The 17,263-nt window shown below is 32.1% G+C and carries 14 protein-coding genes; 9 read left to right on the forward strand and 5 right to left on the reverse strand.

Going from position 1 to position 17,263, the window contains the following annotated elements; genetic code table 11:
• The first annotated feature begins 119 nt into the window (after positions 1-119).
• Positions 120-440 carry a YbaB/EbfC family nucleoid-associated protein gene (locus tag CLU82_RS00440; protein WP_100841230.1) on the forward strand — a complete coding sequence of 107 codons (321 nt, stop codon included), beginning with the start codon at positions 120-122 and terminating at the stop codon, positions 438-440.
• A gap of 81 nt (positions 441-521) precedes the next feature.
• Here CLU82_RS00440 and CLU82_RS00445 read toward each other — a convergent pair whose 3' ends face one another.
• Entirely contained in the window at positions 522-1,547 is a 1,026-nt protein-coding gene (locus tag CLU82_RS00445; RefSeq protein WP_100841231.1) for a low specificity L-threonine aldolase, read from the reverse strand.
• 181 nt (positions 1,548-1,728) lie between these two features.
• On the opposite strand from CLU82_RS00445, the gene prfB reads away from it, so the two are divergent.
• Positions 1,729-2,827, forward strand: a protein-coding gene (gene prfB, locus CLU82_RS00450; protein WP_157813285.1) for a peptide chain release factor 2 whose coding sequence is annotated in 2 segments (ribosomal slippage) — positions 1,729-1,791 and positions 1,793-2,827 — 1,098 coding nt in all. Because the reading frame shifts where the segments join, the coding sequence is not laid out codon by codon here.
• An 82-nt stretch (positions 2,828-2,909) separates the two neighbouring features.
• Here the strand turns inward: prfB and CLU82_RS00455 are convergent.
• Positions 2,910-3,815, reverse strand: a complete 906-nt coding sequence (locus tag CLU82_RS00455; protein WP_100841233.1) for a phospholipase A — start codon at positions 3,813-3,815, stop codon at positions 2,910-2,912.
• Between the two features lie 250 nt (positions 3,816-4,065).
• On the opposite strand from CLU82_RS00455, the gene glgP reads away from it, so the two are divergent.
• The 4 genes from glgP to CLU82_RS00475 all read left to right on the forward strand — a co-directional run bounded on the left by glgP (position 4,066) and on the right by CLU82_RS00475 (position 9,864).
• Positions 4,066-5,730, forward strand: a complete 1,665-nt coding sequence (gene glgP, locus CLU82_RS00460) for an alpha-glucan family phosphorylase (RefSeq protein ID WP_100841234.1) — start codon at positions 4,066-4,068, stop codon at positions 5,728-5,730.
• A gap of 188 nt (positions 5,731-5,918) precedes the next feature.
• Positions 5,919-7,547, forward strand: coding sequence for an acyl-CoA carboxylase subunit beta (locus tag CLU82_RS00465; protein ID WP_100841235.1), 1,629 nt, complete (start codon positions 5,919-5,921; stop codon positions 7,545-7,547).
• A 196-nt stretch (positions 7,548-7,743) separates the two neighbouring features.
• Complete coding sequence (locus tag CLU82_RS00470) at positions 7,744-9,345, forward strand: S41 family peptidase (RefSeq protein WP_100841236.1); 1,602 nt, start codon at positions 7,744-7,746, stop codon at positions 9,343-9,345.
• Positions 9,346-9,432: 87 nt separating this feature from the next.
• Entirely contained in the window at positions 9,433-9,864 is a 432-nt protein-coding gene (locus CLU82_RS00475) for a DoxX family protein (RefSeq protein ID WP_100841237.1), read from the forward strand.
• 86 nt (positions 9,865-9,950) lie between these two features.
• On the opposite strand, the gene CLU82_RS00480 is transcribed toward CLU82_RS00475, so the two are convergent.
• Positions 9,951-11,003, reverse strand: coding sequence for an AMP-binding protein (locus CLU82_RS00480; protein WP_100841238.1), 1,053 nt, complete (start codon positions 11,001-11,003; stop codon positions 9,951-9,953).
• A gap of 36 nt (positions 11,004-11,039) precedes the next feature.
• Positions 11,040-11,951: a CPBP family intramembrane glutamic endopeptidase gene (locus tag CLU82_RS00485; RefSeq protein WP_100841239.1), complete on the reverse strand. Its 912-nt coding sequence runs from the start codon at positions 11,949-11,951 to the stop codon at positions 11,040-11,042.
• A 106-nt stretch (positions 11,952-12,057) separates the two neighbouring features.
• On the opposite strand from CLU82_RS00485, the gene arsC reads away from it, so the two are divergent.
• Both arsC and CLU82_RS00495 read left to right on the forward strand, forming a co-directional pair.
• Positions 12,058-12,399, forward strand: coding sequence for an arsenate reductase (glutaredoxin) (gene arsC / locus CLU82_RS00490; protein WP_100841240.1), 342 nt, complete (start codon positions 12,058-12,060; stop codon positions 12,397-12,399).
• An 80-nt stretch (positions 12,400-12,479) separates the two neighbouring features.
• A complete protein-coding gene (locus tag CLU82_RS00495; protein WP_100841241.1) occupies positions 12,480-14,993 on the forward strand; it encodes an outer membrane beta-barrel family protein in 2,514 nt (837 codons plus the stop codon).
• A gap of 73 nt (positions 14,994-15,066) precedes the next feature.
• Here CLU82_RS00495 and CLU82_RS00500 read toward each other — a convergent pair whose 3' ends face one another.
• Entirely contained in the window at positions 15,067-15,234 is a 168-nt protein-coding gene (locus CLU82_RS00500; protein WP_100841242.1) for a hypothetical protein, read from the reverse strand.
• Positions 15,235-15,729: 495 nt separating this feature from the next.
• Here CLU82_RS00500 and CLU82_RS00505 point away from each other — a divergent pair, with 495 nt between their 5' ends.
• Positions 15,730-17,157, forward strand: coding sequence for an L-serine ammonia-lyase (locus tag CLU82_RS00505; RefSeq protein ID WP_100841243.1), 1,428 nt, complete (start codon positions 15,730-15,732; stop codon positions 17,155-17,157).
• Positions 17,158-17,263 lie beyond the last annotated feature (106 nt).

Consider the following 17,263-nt stretch of genomic DNA (forward strand, 5'->3'; position numbering starts at 1 on the left):
TTTAAAAGTGCAAAAATAACATAAAGCAATTTTAAAACGATTTCGATTTTTATCTTATTTAACACAAGTAAATATCAAAATCCGTAATTTTGCTTTTCAATAATTTAAAAATCACCAAAATGGATTTAATGGGAATGATGGGTAAACTTAGAGAAACCCAACAAAAAATCGAAGATACTAAAAAACGTTTAGACACTGTACTAATTGACGAACAAAGTAATGATAACTTACTCAAAGTTACTTTGACTGCCAATACCAAAATTAAATCAATCACGATTGATGATTCTTTATTGGAAGACAAAGAACAATTGGAAGATTACTTGATTTTAGTTTTAAATAAAGCAATCGAAAAAGCATCAAACGTAAACCAAACTGAATTGGATGCTGTAACCAAAATGGACATGCCTATGATTCCTGGAATGGAAGATATGTTTAAATAAAACAACGAACACGAATTTCACTAATTAGCACAATGAATTTATGATAATTAGTGAAATTCGTGTTTCAAAACTCTTTATAATCTAAAAAAAGATTTTCTTCAACGTGTCCAAAACATAGGTATGCATCACTTCTTTATAATCAAGATGGGTAACTATTCTAAGCTTTCCATGTCCTAAAGAACTTATCAAAATATTTTTCTCTTTCAACTTCTCGATAAGCAATTTTTCACTTATCCCATCTCGTAACGAAAAGATCAAAATATTAGTTTCCACAGGTTCAATTTTCCCAATCCAGGGTAATCTTAGTAATACTTCGGCAATCTCTCTGGCTCTTCTATGGTCATCGACTAATTTTGCAATATTATTATCCAAAGCAAAATTTCCTGCCGCGGCGAGATATCCAACTTGACGCATTCCCCCTCCTAAAATTTTTCTAATTCGCAAAGCTCTATGAATGGTTGCTTTATCAGCCAAAAGTACTGAACCAATTGGGGCTCCTAAACCTTTGGACAAACAAACTGAAATTGTATCAAACAAAGCTCCAAATTCTCTTGGGTGCTGTTTTTTTGCAACAACTGCGTTCCAGATTCGCGCACCGTCTAAGTGAAACTTTAAATTATTAGCAACACAAACCGCTTTAATTTTCTTTAACTCTTCCAACTCATAACAAGCCCCGCCACCCTTATTTGTTGTATTTTCTATACAAACCAAACTCGTCAACGGGCTGTGATAAAATTCAGGATCATTTATAGCACCTGCCACTTGTTCTGCAGTAATCATTCCTCTGTCTCCGTCTAGCAAACAGCAGGAAACTCCACTGTTAAACGAAACTCCACCACCTTCATAATGATACACATGGGCATATTTATCAGCAATTAATTGTTCACCTGGCTGTGTATGCAATTTAATCGCCGTTTGATTTGCCATAGTTCCCGACGGAAAAAAAAGTCCCGCTTCCATACCAAACATCCCTGCCAATCTCGCTTCAAGAGCAATAACCGTTGGATCTTGTTTATATACATCATCTCCCACTTGAGCATTAAACATGTATTGCAACATCTCAACCGATGGTTTGGTAATCGTATCGCTAATCAAATTTATTTCCATAATATAAAAACTATATCCTATTTTTGTAACTCAAAAATTGTAAAATTATTATTAGAAGCTAATCCTGCTATCCGTTACAATCTTTTTTATTTTTAAAGGAAAAATAAAAAAGGATTTCCACTACTATCAGGGCTAAAATACACGATTCTAATAAAATTTCACGCAAAATTACTATAAATTTATGACAACTACCGAACAAATAAAAGGTATTGTGGAGCGCCTTGGTGCGTTGAGGAGGTATCTTTGACGTTGATGCCAAACTTATCGAAATAGCCAACGAAGAAGAAAAAACTTTTGCTCCCGACTTTTGGAATAATGCAAAAGATGCCGAAATCATTGTAAAAAATCTCAGAGGTAAAAAGAAATGGATTGAAGATTACAACAAAGCTGTTGACATGACAGATGAGTTGCAACTTGCCTATGATTTTTACAAAGAGGGAGAGTTAACTCCCGAAGAACTAGATCATCAATACGATTCAACTCAAGCTCATATTGAAGCTATAGAATTCAAAAATATGCTTTCGGAAGAAGGTGATAGTTTGAGTGCTGTTCTTCAAATTACTGCTGGAGCCGGTGGAACTGAAAGTTGCGACTGGGCAGAAATGCTTATGCGTATGTACATGATGTGGGCAGAAAAAGAAGGATATAAAATTCGAGAACTAAATTTTCAAAAAGGTGATGCAGCAGGTATAAAAACTGTCACTCTAGAGATTGAAGGTGATTATTCTTTTGGGTATCTTAAAGGTGAAAACGGAGTACATCGATTGGTAAGAATCTCTCCTTTTGATAGTAATGCAAAAAGACATACATCATTTGTATCTGTTTATGTATATCCATTAGTTGATGATACTATCGAAATTGAAATCAACCCAGCCGATATCGAAATCACAACGGCTCGTTCAAGCGGTGCCGGAGGTCAAAATGTAAATAAAGTGGAAACCAAAGTACAATTGACTCACAAGCCAACTGGAATTCAAATTCAGTGTTCAGAGACTCGTTCCCAACACGATAATAGAAATCGTGCCATGCAAATGTTACGTTCTCAATTATATGAAATTGAGCTTAAAAAACAACAAGAACAACGCTCAGATATTGAAGCTGGGAAAATGAAAATTGAATGGGGATCTCAAATACGCAATTACGTAATGCAGCCTTATAAATTGGTCAAAGATGTTCGAACAGGGCAAGAAACCAGTGATGTAGACAGTGTTATGAACGGAAACATTGATGGATTTCTAAAAGCTTACCTCATGATGATGGGACAAAAAGAAGAAGAATAAGCTACAAAACAGATTTTAGTTTACAGTAATCTAACCCGACAATTTCTAAAGATTGTCGGGTTTATTATTTTTTATAAAAAAACTACAACCACTCAATCAAGGAAATCCCAACTCCAACTGTAGTCTGCAAATGATTATAATCAATTAGAGATTCTCCATAACCATGAGAAATTTGTAAATAGGCTTTCAAATTATTTTTAATTGGATAAGACCAGGAAAGTTCAGCATTACCTCTTGGTGAAGAATTAAAATTCATATTGTAACCTCCAATAAACGAAACAACATGCCCATTTTTCGCATAAATAACATTCAAATCAGCTCGTCCTGTATAATCTGAAATATCTGGATTATCACCATCATTATCAGACAGACCGTACCATGAACGTAAATAAACAGTCCAATTTTTACGCTCTAATCCTGCATGAAGAATAAATCTATTCAAACTTCTTGAAAAAGGGTCACTTTTTCCGTTAGATTGATGGTTAAATGCTATTCCGACCATTCGTGTATTAAATCCCAAAATTTTAAATTTTACGGGAAAATTTAATATAACCTCAGGTTCATAATTTATCTCTCTAAAAGGTCGCGAAAGATCATGATTATAAACCTGCCAAAATGATTTCTGAGTGTAAGCAACCCATAAATCAGCGCTTCCCCATAAAAAACTTTGCAATACTTTGGTTTTAAAACTCAATTGAAACTTTAGTTCTATGTTATCATAAGGTAAACCTTCTGGAACAATATATTCAGGGGCATTATTTTCAGAATGAGGCTGATCATTGGGATTGCTAGAATACTTGCCTAATAAGATATAAATAGGTTTATATGGTGTTAACAAAAATGTACCTCTAACGGCTGTTGTATCTAATTCCCAGCGTTGAGTCATATTTTTTGGTTTCGTTTTATTATCATTCAAGGCCTGAATTTGAGCATTTGCTGTAAAAGAAAACAATAGAAAAAAAAAGGGCAACTTCATAAATAGTTTCATATATCTAACGATCTAAATTCGTTAACAAATATATCTCTCCAAAAAAATAAAATTTTATAGCTTTTTATTTAAAGTTTATATAATTATCACTTTAATTTAAAGAAACAAAACATAAAATCAATGCTAAAACGATGTAGTGTAAAAAACTGATAAATAATACTTTACAAGCTTATTTATAACATTAAAAATCTCCCTTTTAAAAGCTTTTTTTCTAAATTTGTTAAGTAACAATATTCAAGACCCACAAAAGATGAGCAAGAATTTACCTGAACAATACCAACATCCTTACACTTTTAATAAAAAATATCAAAAATCGGCTGTTTATTTCTCAATGGAATTTGCTATCGATCAATCTCTAAAAATCTATTCCGGAGGATTGGGTTTTCTTGCAGGCTCACACATGCGAAGTGCCTTTGATTTGAAACAAAATTTAATTGGGATCGGAATTTTATGGAAAAAAGGATATTATGATCAATATCTAAAAGAAGATCTTTCGATGGGAGCGCTTTTTAGAGAGAAAAACTATAGCTTTCTGGAGGACACCAATATCAGGTTTACTATAAAAATTGATAATCATGATGTTTGGATTAAAGCCTATTTCTTGAAACCGGAAATATTTGGAACAGTACCTATGTTTTTTCTTTCCACTGATGTTCCTGAAAACGATTATCTGGCAAAATCAACTACTTTTAGATTATACGATTCCGATCCAAGTGCCAAAATAGCACAAACAATGGTTTTGGGATTAGGTGGAGCTAAATTATTAGACGCTTTGAATTATGAACCTGAAATTTATCATTTAAACGAAGCCCATGCTGTTTCATCAGTTTTTCACTTATACAACAAATACAAGGACGTTGAGAAAATAAGAGAAAAAATAGTTTTCACTACTCACACCCCCGAAGAAGCTGGTAACGAAAAGCATGATATTTATTTACTGGAAAAACTAAGCTTTTTCGATGGGATACCGTTAGAGAAAGTTCGAGAAATAACAGGAATTCATGACAATACTTTCAACCATTCACTAGTTGCATTGCGATTAAGTCATAAAGCAAATGGTGTTTCAAAACTACATGGAGAAGTATCTCGGGACATGTGGAAAGATGCCACTGGTATTTGCCCGATAACACATATTACCAATGCACAAAACAAAAAATATTGGGTAGATCCTTGGCTGGATGATGCTCATGCAACTAATGACCGAGAAGAATTAATCAATCGCAAACAAAGACTAAAAACCAAATTATTTGAAGTAGTTGCCGATCAAACAGGAAAAATATTTGATCCAAACATTTTGACTATTGTTTGGGCACGACGATTTGCAGATTATAAAAGACCCGATTTGATTACTCGAAATTATGAAAAATTCAAAAGTTTAATGACAGATACTAAAAGACCAATTCAAATTATATTTGCCGGTAAACCTTATCCAACAGACTATGGAGCTATACATAATTTTGATAATCTATCACACATCAGCAAAGATTTCAAGAATATGGCAGTACTTATTGGACATGAATTAAAATTATCGCGTCAGTTAAAAAAAGGGTCCGATATTTGGTTAAACAATCCAAGAGTTACAAGAGAAGCTTCTGGTACATCAGGAGTAACTGCTGCCATGAATGGTTCCATCAATTTTTCAACCAATGACGGATGGGTACGTGAATTCAAAGAATTAAATAAAACTAAAAATTCATTTGTATTACCAATAGTGGATCATAATTTACCTATTTACCAGCAAGATCAAATGGATTTGGATAATTTGTACCAAATGCTCGAACAAGAAATACTCCCTTTATATTACGATAATCCAGATGGATGGTGGGATTTAGTAGAAACTAGCATGACACAAATTGTTCCATTTTTTGATTCTGCCAGAATGGTAGATGAATATTATACGAAAATGTATAATTAAGTCAACATTTCAAAATCGAATTGATGTTTATCACAAAACCTCGTTTTCTAGAAAAATACGAGGTTTTTATTTTTATATGATTTTAAAGAACATTAAATTGCTAAAAATTTAAAATTAAATATAAAAAACGAATAATTTCAATCGTTTTCGTAAATTAGCAAGCAATACAAAAAACATATTTTTTACTTATGGATTTAAACTTCAATAAAAACGAAGATCACAATAAACTTTTACTGTCTGAGCTCAGACAAAAATTTGCTAAAGTCAAACTTGGTGGTGGAGAAAAGCGGATTGAAAAACTTCATTCCGAAGGAAAAATGACTGCTCGGGAACGTATTGACTACCTCCTAGATGAGAACGCAAAGTCAATTGAAATCGGAGCCTTTGTTGGTAAAAAAATGTATGCGGAACACGGCGGATGTCCATCTGGAGGTGTAATCGTAAAAATAGGATATATAAAAGGAAAACAATGTATTGTTGTCGCCAATGACGCTACTGTAAAAGCCGGTGCATGGTTTCCTATTACTGCTAAGAAAAACTTAAGAGCACAGGAAATTGCTATAGAAAATCGTTTACCCATTATCTATTTGGTTGATAGTGCAGGAGTTTATTTGCCTTTGCAAGATGAAATTTTCCCTGACAAAGAACATTTTGGACGCATCTTTAGAAACAATGCTATTATGAGCAGTATGGGAATTACTCAAATAGCAGCCGTTATGGGAAGTTGTGTTGCTGGCGGAGCTTACCTTCCCATTATGAGTGACGAAGCTTTAATCGTCGATAAAACCGGAAGTATATTCTTAGCTGGAAGTTATTTGGTAAAAGCTGCAATTGGAGAAACTATTGATAATGAAACTTTGGGCGGAGCAACAACACATTGTGAGATTTCGGGTGTTACTGATTATAAAGCAAAAGACGACAAAGATGCTTTAGACAAAATAAAAAATATAGTCGATAAAATTGGTGATTTTAACAAAGCGGGTTTCAATCGCGTCAAATCAGAGAAACCAGCTCAAGACGAAAAAGAAATCTACGGAATTTTACCAAAAGCAAGAAACGAACAATATGACATGATGGAAATTATCAGTCGATTGGTTGATAATTCTGAATTTGAAGCCTATAAAGATGGATATGGGCAAACACTTATTACAGGTTATGCCAGAATTGACGGCTGGGCTGTTGGAATTGTCGCTAATCAAAGAAAAGTAGTTAAAACAACCAAAGGCGAAATGCAATTTGGAGGTGTTATTTATTCGGATTCAGCAGATAAAGCCACTCGATTTATTGCCAATTGCAACCAAAAGAAAATTCCATTGGTATTTGTACAAGATGTAACCGGTTTTATGGTTGGTTCAAAATCTGAACATGGCGGAATTATAAAAGATGGCGCTAAAATGGTGAATGCTGTTTCTAATTCAGTAGTACCCAAATTCACTGTTATAGTTGGAAACTCTTATGGAGCGGGGAATTATGCTATGTGTGGTAAAGCGTTTGATCCTCGACTAATATTTGCTTGGCCAAGTGCTGAACTAGCGGTTATGGGTGGCACACAAGCGGCAAAAGTACTAGCACAAATTGAAGCCTCTTCATTAAAAAGTAAAGGCGAAATTGTTGATGAGGCCCAAGAAGCAGAACTTTTTTCTAAAATCAAAAACCGTTACGATGAGCAAGTTTCCCCATATTATGCAGCAGCTCGCTTGTGGACAGATGCTATTATTGACCCATTAGAAACCAGAACTTGGATATCTATGGGAATCGAAGCAGCTAATCATTCCCCTATCGAAAAACAATTTAATTTGGGGGTAATTCAAGTTTAATAGTTATAAAATTCCACAATAAAAATTTCAGAACACTCCTATCAAATGGAGTGTTCTTTTTTTTCAAAATATTCGAAATTCATTTACAATCCTACTCTTTCATAAATAGAAACGTATATATTTGTACGAAATAAAGTATTTTTATTCACTATAAATAAAACTCTTTATTCTATAAAACTTACAGACATTTACTTTAATGAAAAAAACACTCTTAGCTATATTTTTCGGTTTACTATTTCTCCAATGCTCATCCATTAAAGAGCATAACGAACACATAAACGATTTGATTTCGGAAAAAAACTTAAAAGCTGATGTGGATTTTACGTATAAAAAACTGCAACGTTTCCAACCAAAATTGTATTGGTACATATCAAAGAAAGAGCTCGACTTCAAATTTGACAGCTTAAAAAGCACGATTACAAAACCAATGACTAGTTTCGAATTTTATAAAAAACTCAGTCCTGTAGTAGCCTCAATTCGTCAAGGTCATTTGATAGTTTCTCCTTCAACAAAAACCTTAAGCAAAAAAGAACAGAAAGAGCTAAAAAATAAAGGAATTGGCCCTTTTTCACAGTTTGAATTTGAAATCATTAATAACAAATTGTATGTCATTAAAAACAAATCTGACAATAAAACTATAAAACCAGGAGCAGAAGTTATTGCTATTAATGATAAAAATACAAATGAATTAATTTCTGAATATTATACATTATTCACCTCAGATGGATACAATAAAACATTCAAAAGAAAACGAATGTCCAATACATTTCCATCCTTTTTTGTTAACGAAAACGGTATTCAAGATAGTTTGCATTACAGTTTTAAACAAAACGATTCTTTACAAATTGTTTGTATCAGACGAAAAAAAATAGAACCTGCAAAAATCAGTAAAAAAGAAGATAAGAACACAGTAACAATACTTGACACAAAACAAAAAAAACAAATCAAAAGAGACAAAAGTACTTACGGCTATAATGAAACCACAAGGACTAATAATCGAGATTTGAAATTCATAGAAAAAGACAGTAGTATTGCTTTACTTAAAATTAAGCATTTTGCCTTAGGGAAGCCTTCTCGCTTTTACGAAGAAAGTTTTAGAAAAATGCAATTGAGTAAAACTAAAACTTTAATTATTGATTTAAGAAATAACCCTGGGGGATCAATAAACGAAATTTCAAATTTATACAGTTATTTATCAGACTCTACTTATGTGTTCATTGATCCTTATCTAGTAAATTCAAAAACTACTTTGGTCGAAAAAACACCTTTCAATACGTCTCCATTATTAGCAAAAATATTAATGACACCCTTCTATGCACCTGTAGTTTTTTTTAAGACTCATAAAGATAAAAATGGAAACTATTATTCTTCTAATTCATATTCAAAGCCCAAACCAATAAACAAAAACGCTTTCAAAGGCAAAATATATGTAATGATTAACGGTGGAACATTTTCGGCATCAAGTATCATTTCCTCTAATTTAAAAGGTTCAAAAAGAGCTACGTTCGTAGGTGAAGAAACAGGAGGAGCCTACAATGGAACTGTCGCTGGAATAATGCCTATAATTAAATTACCAAATTCTGAGATAAAAGTAACAATAGGTTTACTTGTAGTTGCCCCATTTTATAAAACAACTTTAGAAGGACATGGTATTTTTCCTGACAAGGAAATTCTACCAACAATAACTGATTATGTTAATGGAAAAGATCCTGAGTTAAATTGGATTCTAGAAGATATTAAAAAGAATACAACAATTCCTGTTGAAAATCAAAAAGACAAAAAAATTACCTTAAAATAATAGTATTCATAATTTAAAGCACAATAAATCACTCATATATCGTTAATATTTAATACCTTAGTGTAATTAATTTAAACCCTAAAAGATATGAATAATGTAAAAAGCTTAAATAAGTGGGCCAATGCTCATACTTATTTACCGGTTGATCTACTTAGAATGGCTCTTGGAGTTTTTCTATTTATGAAAGGAGTTTATTTTTTTTCAAATGCCCAATATTTAGTTGATTTACTAGCTCCTATTGATAGATTCGATAAGTTTGGAGGTGGAATGTTTTTAATTCACTACATAGCCCCTGCTCATTTAATTGGAGGGATTTTAATATTCTTTGGATTATTAACCCGCTGGGCTATTATAGCACAGTTACCAATTTTAATTTGCGCGATTATCATCAACTTCATGGGTTACATGCACCATCAAAACTTATTATTAGCATTGCTAACCTTTGCTATATGCATCTTTTTTGCAGTATATGGTGGTGGTAAAAATTCAGCAGATTATTTTTTTAAAATGGAAAAGTAATCTGAACTAAAAATCAAGACAAAAAAAACCATAAAAAAAGAGAGAATATTTGAATATCCTCTCTTTTTTTATGTCCAAATTAGAACTTATATTAGAGTTAATTTTTTACTTTCTTCTCTCATAATTTTTCCTGTAGCTGTTTCTTTAAATTTAGGAATAAAATGAACATCTTTAGGTTTTTCATATTTATCCAAAACATCGAATACTGAGCTATCAATATTCATAGTTTCTCCTTCAACATAAAGAACTACTTTTTCCCCCAATATATCATCCTGTTCTCCATTCACAAAATAACGTCTTGGAATCAATGTAGACAACTTACTTTCTACTTGCTCAGGAATAATTTTAATACCACCACTATTGATTACATTATCATAACGACCTAACCAAACAAATTGTGTATTCGAAACTAACTTAACAATATCATTAGTAATAATTTTTTCATTTCTAATATTCTTAGCAAGAATTTCTAAACATTGATGTTCATTAACCGAAACCGTAACATTTGGCAATGTAGTAAAAGCTTCTACTCCAATTTTTTTAGCAGCAATATGTGTAATTGTTTCTGTCATTCCATAAGTTTCATAAATCTGAATCGGCAATTTAATCAATTCATCTTCCAATGATTTATGAACTTTAACTCCTCCAATAATTATCTTTTTAATATTTTTTAATTTATCAATTGAGTTTTTTGCTTGAAGAGGCACCATTGCAGCAAAATCATATTTTTCATCATTATGTTCTAATGGATGAGAACTTGGAGCAACAAAATCCATATCTAAGCCTAAAATAAAAGAACGAACAAACATCATTTTACCAGCAACATAATTGGCAGGCAAACAATGTAACACTCTATTTCCTGGTTCCAATCCAAAAAAATCTCCTGTTGCAATAGCCGATTGAACCATGGCGTCTTTTTCAATTCGTATGGTTTTTGGTTCTCCAGTAGTACCCGAAGTATACATATCGATATATGATTTATCATCGAACCAATCCAATAAGAAATCCCCAACCACTTGTTCAAAATCTGCTCCTTCTTTTATAAAACTATAAGCAATTCTACATAAATCTTCTTTAGTCAAATGATAACCATTTATTTTAAAATGGTTATGTACATTTTTGTATGTTATTGTATTCATAATAATATTGATAATTTTATGTTACTTATTTGTAAATCAAACACTTTCAGTCAGTTTTTTTATCCAACCAGACCACTTGTATTTATACCCAAATATAACTAAAATCAGAGGATAAATCACTATTACAGGGAAGATAATATCAAATCCAGCCTCGGGTTCTGACACATCTTTAAAAATAGAATAAGTTTGAAATGCAGACCAATCAGACGTTATTAATAAGGCTCCAATTAAATTATTTGCAGCATGAAATCCTAATGCGAGTTCCATACCATCATCCATTAAAGTCATTATCCCTAATAACAGTCCCGTACCAATATAATACACCATAATTATATTCCCAAGCTTCGAAACTTCTGGGTTCGATAAATGCAATAATCCAAATATAGTTGAAGTCATCAATAATGGAATCCATTTGTTTTTAGATAAATTAGCAAATCCCTGCATCAGATACCCTCGAAAAATCAACTCCTCTACGCTTGTTTGTATCGGAATCAATAAAGTCGCAATTATCAATAAAATAAAAAAGGGAATTGGCTGAAAATTAATTTTAAAATCTGCTGGATTTAAATAATACGTAACCAATGTTGAAACAAGTGTAATTGCTGCCCAAACCAAAAATGAAAACAATACTCTTTTCCAATCGATTTTTTTTCTAGCAGTGACAACAGACATAAATGTTTGATGATGCAAAAATCGAACTACCAAATAGATTCCTCCAAGAGCTAAAACATATGAAAACAACAAAAGAAACAAATTTAAATTAGGCTCAAAAAAATGTAATAATTCTGAATCTGTGGTAGGGTATGATTTTCCCTTAAAAGTCGTTTGAAATAAAATCATTCCTAACATTGGCATTTGTCCCAAAAAAGAAGCTCCAGCAATAATTATCAAACCAAAAAGATACTTCCAAAATTTATTCTTTTCGTCTATTCCTTGTTCTATAAACATTTGTTGTTTTTTTTATAATTATACTTTAAATGGTATTCCAAATGGTATTTTTGTCGAAACTAAAGTAGCTATTTTTTATTTTAGATCAACCAAAAATCACCCAAAAATGATACAAATTTACCATAATCAACGTTGCGGAAAATCCAGAAACTGTTTACTCTTTTTAGAAGAATCAAAGAAAGAGTTTGAAATCATCAATTATCTCAACACACCCCCTACAGCAAGTGAATTAACTGAATTATTAAAAAAATTAAAATTCAGTCCAATTGAATTAGTTAGACAAAAAGAAAAAATTTGGATAGAAAATTACAAAGGAAAAACACTAACTGATAATCAAATTATTCAGGCAATGGTTCAAAATCCAATTCTTATTGAACGACCAATTGTTGTTAAAGATGACCAAGCCATTATCGGAAGAGATTTAGACCTAGTCAATCCTTTTATTTAGACATTAACATAAGTTTAAGAAACCCTCTTTAAACCTTTATTCCATTTCTCCATCTTATAGGGAAATCTTATTTATTACAAATGAAAAATTTCAAACGTAACCTAGTTCTATTATTTCTATTTTTAGGACTATCTAATTTTGCACAACAAGGTCCTCCAACTTTCAACAAAGTCAAAGTTACTGGGAAAATTGTAGACAAAAAGAGTAATCAGCCCCTAGAATATGCTACAATTACTTTAAAAAATCAAAAAAATCCGAAAGCAATTTCTGGAGGAATTACCAATAACAAGGGAGAATATGAAGCTGATGTTATTCCTGGTGTTTATGATATTACTATCGAATTTATTTCGTTTAAAAATGTCGAAATAAAAGGAAAGGATATAACCGAAAAAACCTCATTAGGTACAATTGCACTCGAAGATGATGCTTCACAATTGAACGAAGTAGTTGTTCGTGCTGAAAAATCATCAGTAGAAATCAAACTGGATAAAAAGGTATACAACGTTGGTCAAGATATGATGGTAAAAGGTGGAACTGTAAGTGATGTTCTTGATAATGTTCCTTCTGTTTCTGTTGATACCGAAGGAAATGTAAGCTTAAGAGGTAGTGACAACATTCGAATTCTAATCGATGGAAGACCCTCTTATGCGGTAAATATTGCAGAAGCTTTAAGACAACTTCCCGCTGATGCTATCGATAAAGTTGAAGTTATCACTAATCCATCTGCCCGATATGATGCCGAAGGTGGTTCTGGAATTATCAACATTATTCTTAAAAAAGGCAAGAATCAAGGTTTTAACGGGACCATTATAGCTTCTACAGGTATTCCTGAAACTTATGGTTTGAGTGCCAATGTGAATTATAAAACCGAAAAATTAAACTATTTTACTACTGCAGCATACAATCACAGAACAAATGAAGGCGGTGGTAAAACTAATTCAGAGTATTTTAATGAAGATGGTTCTGTCAAAAACTATCTAGACGAAGATCGTGACACAAAGAGAACAAATGATGGTTTTAACGGAAGAGCAGGTGTTGAATGGACTGTTGCCCCAAATACGTATTGGACAAATGCCATTAATTATGAAAAGTATACTGGGGATACCAATGACTTAATTAACTACAATAATTATGATGCCTCACATATTTTTACAGGTTCAACTTATCGTTTGAATACTGGTGATACTGGTAGTGAAAATGCTTCATATACATCAAACTTAATTAAAAACTTCAACGACAAAGGACATAAGCTTACAGTTGATGCATCTATTTCAAGAAACACCGATGATAGTCAGAGTGTTATCACTGGTTCAGATAATTACAACAATACTTTAAATAATCAAGTTCAAAAACAAGCACAACTTCAAGCTGATTATGTACTTCCTCTGGGAGAAGGAAGCCAATTTGAAGCAGGATATAAAGGGAATTTTGGAGACTTAAACAATGACTATTATGTTCTTGACGATAAAGGTGTACGTATTGATAATCTTTCTAATACTTTAGAATATAAAGAAAACATCAATGCAATTTATACACAATATGGTTTCAAAAAAAATAAATTTTCTTATTTATTTGGGCTACGTTGGGAAGATACTAATATCGAAGTAAACTTATTAGATACAAATGAATTCAATACTAAAAAGTACAATAACTTTTTCCCAAGTGCTTTCATTAGTTATGAACTTTCAGATCAAAGTAACATTACTACAAGCTATAGTAAACGTTTATCAAGACCAAGAGGTCGTTTCATGAATCCTGCAGTAAATTATTCAAGTAATGTTAATATTTTTCAAGGAAACCCTGACTTAGACCCTTCACTAACAAACAAATTTGATGTTGGATATATTAAACGTTGGGACAAAATAACATTCAATACTTCTGCTTATTTTGAAGATACAAAAGATGTTTTCAGTTTTGTGAGATCTCCTACTGGTGATGTAGTAACTCCTTCTGGTGAAGTGGTAACTCCTGCGCCAGGAACTGAAGTAGATGGTATTCCAGTTATTAAAAGCCAACCTATTAACTTAGGAAAAGAACAAAAATTTGGTTTTGAATTTACATTAAATTACACTCCTTTTAAAATATGGAGAATCAACAGTAATTTCAATTTCTATAATGTAAAAACAACTGGAGAGCACAGTTACACAGATACAAAAGGAAATCTTATTGTACAAAATCTAGATAATCAAGCCACAACATGGTTTGCAAGAATTAATTCAAAACTTACTTTACCGTACAAAATAGACTGGCAGTTGAATGCGACTTACAATGGTGAACAAAAAACGGCACAAGGTAAAAACTTAGGTCAATTTGGTATGAATACCGCTTTCAGTAAAGACATATTAAAAGACAAAGCAACAATTGCATTTAATATTAGTGATATATTCAATTCAAGAATTATGAGATCGTATACTAATATATTAGATCAAAACTCAAATTTAGATCAAACCTCATATAGTGAAATGCAATTCCGTAAACGTCAATTCAATTTATCATTCACTTACCGTTTTAACAAAACTAAAAGCGACAGAGAAAAGAATACGCAACCTAAAAATGAAGGTGGCGGAGATGGCGGAGGAGAATTTCCAGGATAATATTAAAATATAAAGCATAAAAAAAAGGATTCGTTATTACGAATCCTTTTTTATTTTAAAGTAGAAAAAAAGACTAAGCTTCTTCTTCTTTTTCTTTTGCTCTCTTTTCTTTATACATTTCCCAAGTTGCTCCTGTTACCCAATAAGATACGAAACCAACTAAAAAAAACATTAACCAAAATCCCATTGTAAGGATGGTTAAGAAAAGTAAAAAGCCTAAATACTGTTGAAATTCAAACATGTTTTCCGGAATTTTTGAATGTAGCGACAAATATAAGTTTTAAATCCTTTAAGACCAATAAAATCAGTAAAAACTACAGCAATTTGTCTAATTATTTTTGTTCTTATCTAATGAAGGAATGAATAACAAGCTTTTAACCTCTACATAATTTCAATTTTTAAAAGCAGGAGAATAAGCCTTTGCTTGAAATATAGCTCCTGCTCTTCACTAAATCTTTACTTTTCTAAAAAGTATGCGATGACATTTCTATCAATTGCACCTAACTAGCTATTTACAATGATAAAAAAAAAAGTACTATACCGTTTCATATATCAAAAACGATTTGTCATAAAACAAGACACAAAACTACTATCTAAATTTTTATTAATTTTAACAATCCACCAAAGCCTTAGTCATATTACATTAAAATATTATCAAATTATCATTTATTTAAACAAAACCAATCAATTTTACATAAATTAATAATTATATTTGTTCAGTAATAAATATAATTCTATGGAAGAATGTATCTCTGTTTTTGATATGTTAAAAATTGGTGTTGGGCCTTCAAGTTCACACACCCTAGGACCTTGGCGTGCTGCCGAACGTTTTTTAAACGAACTTAGAAGCGACTTTGACATTAATACAATAGCTCGAGTAAAAGTCGATTTATATGGCTCTCTTTCATTGACAGGAAAAGGACATGCTACCGATTTGGCTATCATGCTCGGACTTAGTGGTCAAGATCCTGAATACATTCCTATTCAGAATATTGATGGAATTATCAAATCAATAGAAGATAAAAATGAAATTCATTTAGGAAATCAAATCCACATCCCTTTTTATATTCTCCAAGACATAGTTTTCAATAAAAATTTTCTTCCTTTTCATGCCAATGGACTAACTTTTACCGCGTATTTCAATGATGAAAATGAATACAGCAGTACTTTTTATTCTATAGGAGGAGGTTTTGTTGTTAAAGAAGAACGTGAAAATGCTCAAAAGAAAATTGCAATAAAATGTGCTTTTCCTTTCCCAATTAATAAAGCTACCGAACTTTTAGCATATTGTAGAAAAGAAAACAAAGCCATTTCTGAAATTGTTTACGATAACGAAAAATCAATGCGTCCCGAAACTGAAATTCATCATGAATTGATGCGTATTTGGAACACAATGCTAGAATGTATGTATATTGGTTGTCATTCTCAAGGGATACTTCCTGGAGGATTACACGTTCATAGACGCGCATTTGATTTACATCAAAGTCTAATTGGTTTATCTAATTATTCAAATCCTCAAGAATGGCTTGGAGAAATTAGAAAAACCGAAGTTAAATTTCGTCAAATTCTAAAATGGGTAAGCTGTTTTGCATTAGCAGTAAATGAAGTCAATGCAGCATTAGGTCGTGTTGTTACGGCTCCTACTAATGGAAGCTCTGGAGTAATTCCCTCAGTTTTGATGTATTATTTAGTAATTGAAAATCACCAAGCCAGTGAAAAAGAAATCAAACAATTTTTGATGGTTGCTGGTGAAATAGGCAGTATTTTCAAGAAAGGATCAACTATATCTGCTGCAATGGGTGGTTGTCAAGCCGAAATTGGTGTTTCAAGTGCTATGGCGGCTGGTGCATTATGCGAATTAATGGGAGGAACTCCTGATCAGGTATTAATGGCGGCCGAAATTGCTATGGAGCATCACTTGGGACTTACCTGCGATCCTATTGGTGGATTGGTTCAAATTCCTTGTATCGAAAGAAATACAATGGGTGCCATAAAAGCAATTAATGCCGCAGAGCTTGCTTTGGCTACCGATGCTAAAAATGCTAAAGTATCTTTGGACAAAGTAATTGATACTATGTGGCAAACAGCCAAAGACATGAATTCAAAATACAAAGAAACCTCCGAAGGTGGACTCGCAATTGCTGTAAACATGGCAGATTGTTAATATAAATTCAAGATACAAAATAATTAAAAGATTTCAGACAAGGTAATTAATCTACTTAATCTGAAATCTTTTTTTATTTACTTAATACAAACAGAATTGGCTAACT

Origin of the sequence: Flavobacterium sp. 5, assembly GCF_002813295.1 — a bacterium.
GTDB lineage: Bacteria > Bacteroidota > Bacteroidia > Flavobacteriales > Flavobacteriaceae > Flavobacterium.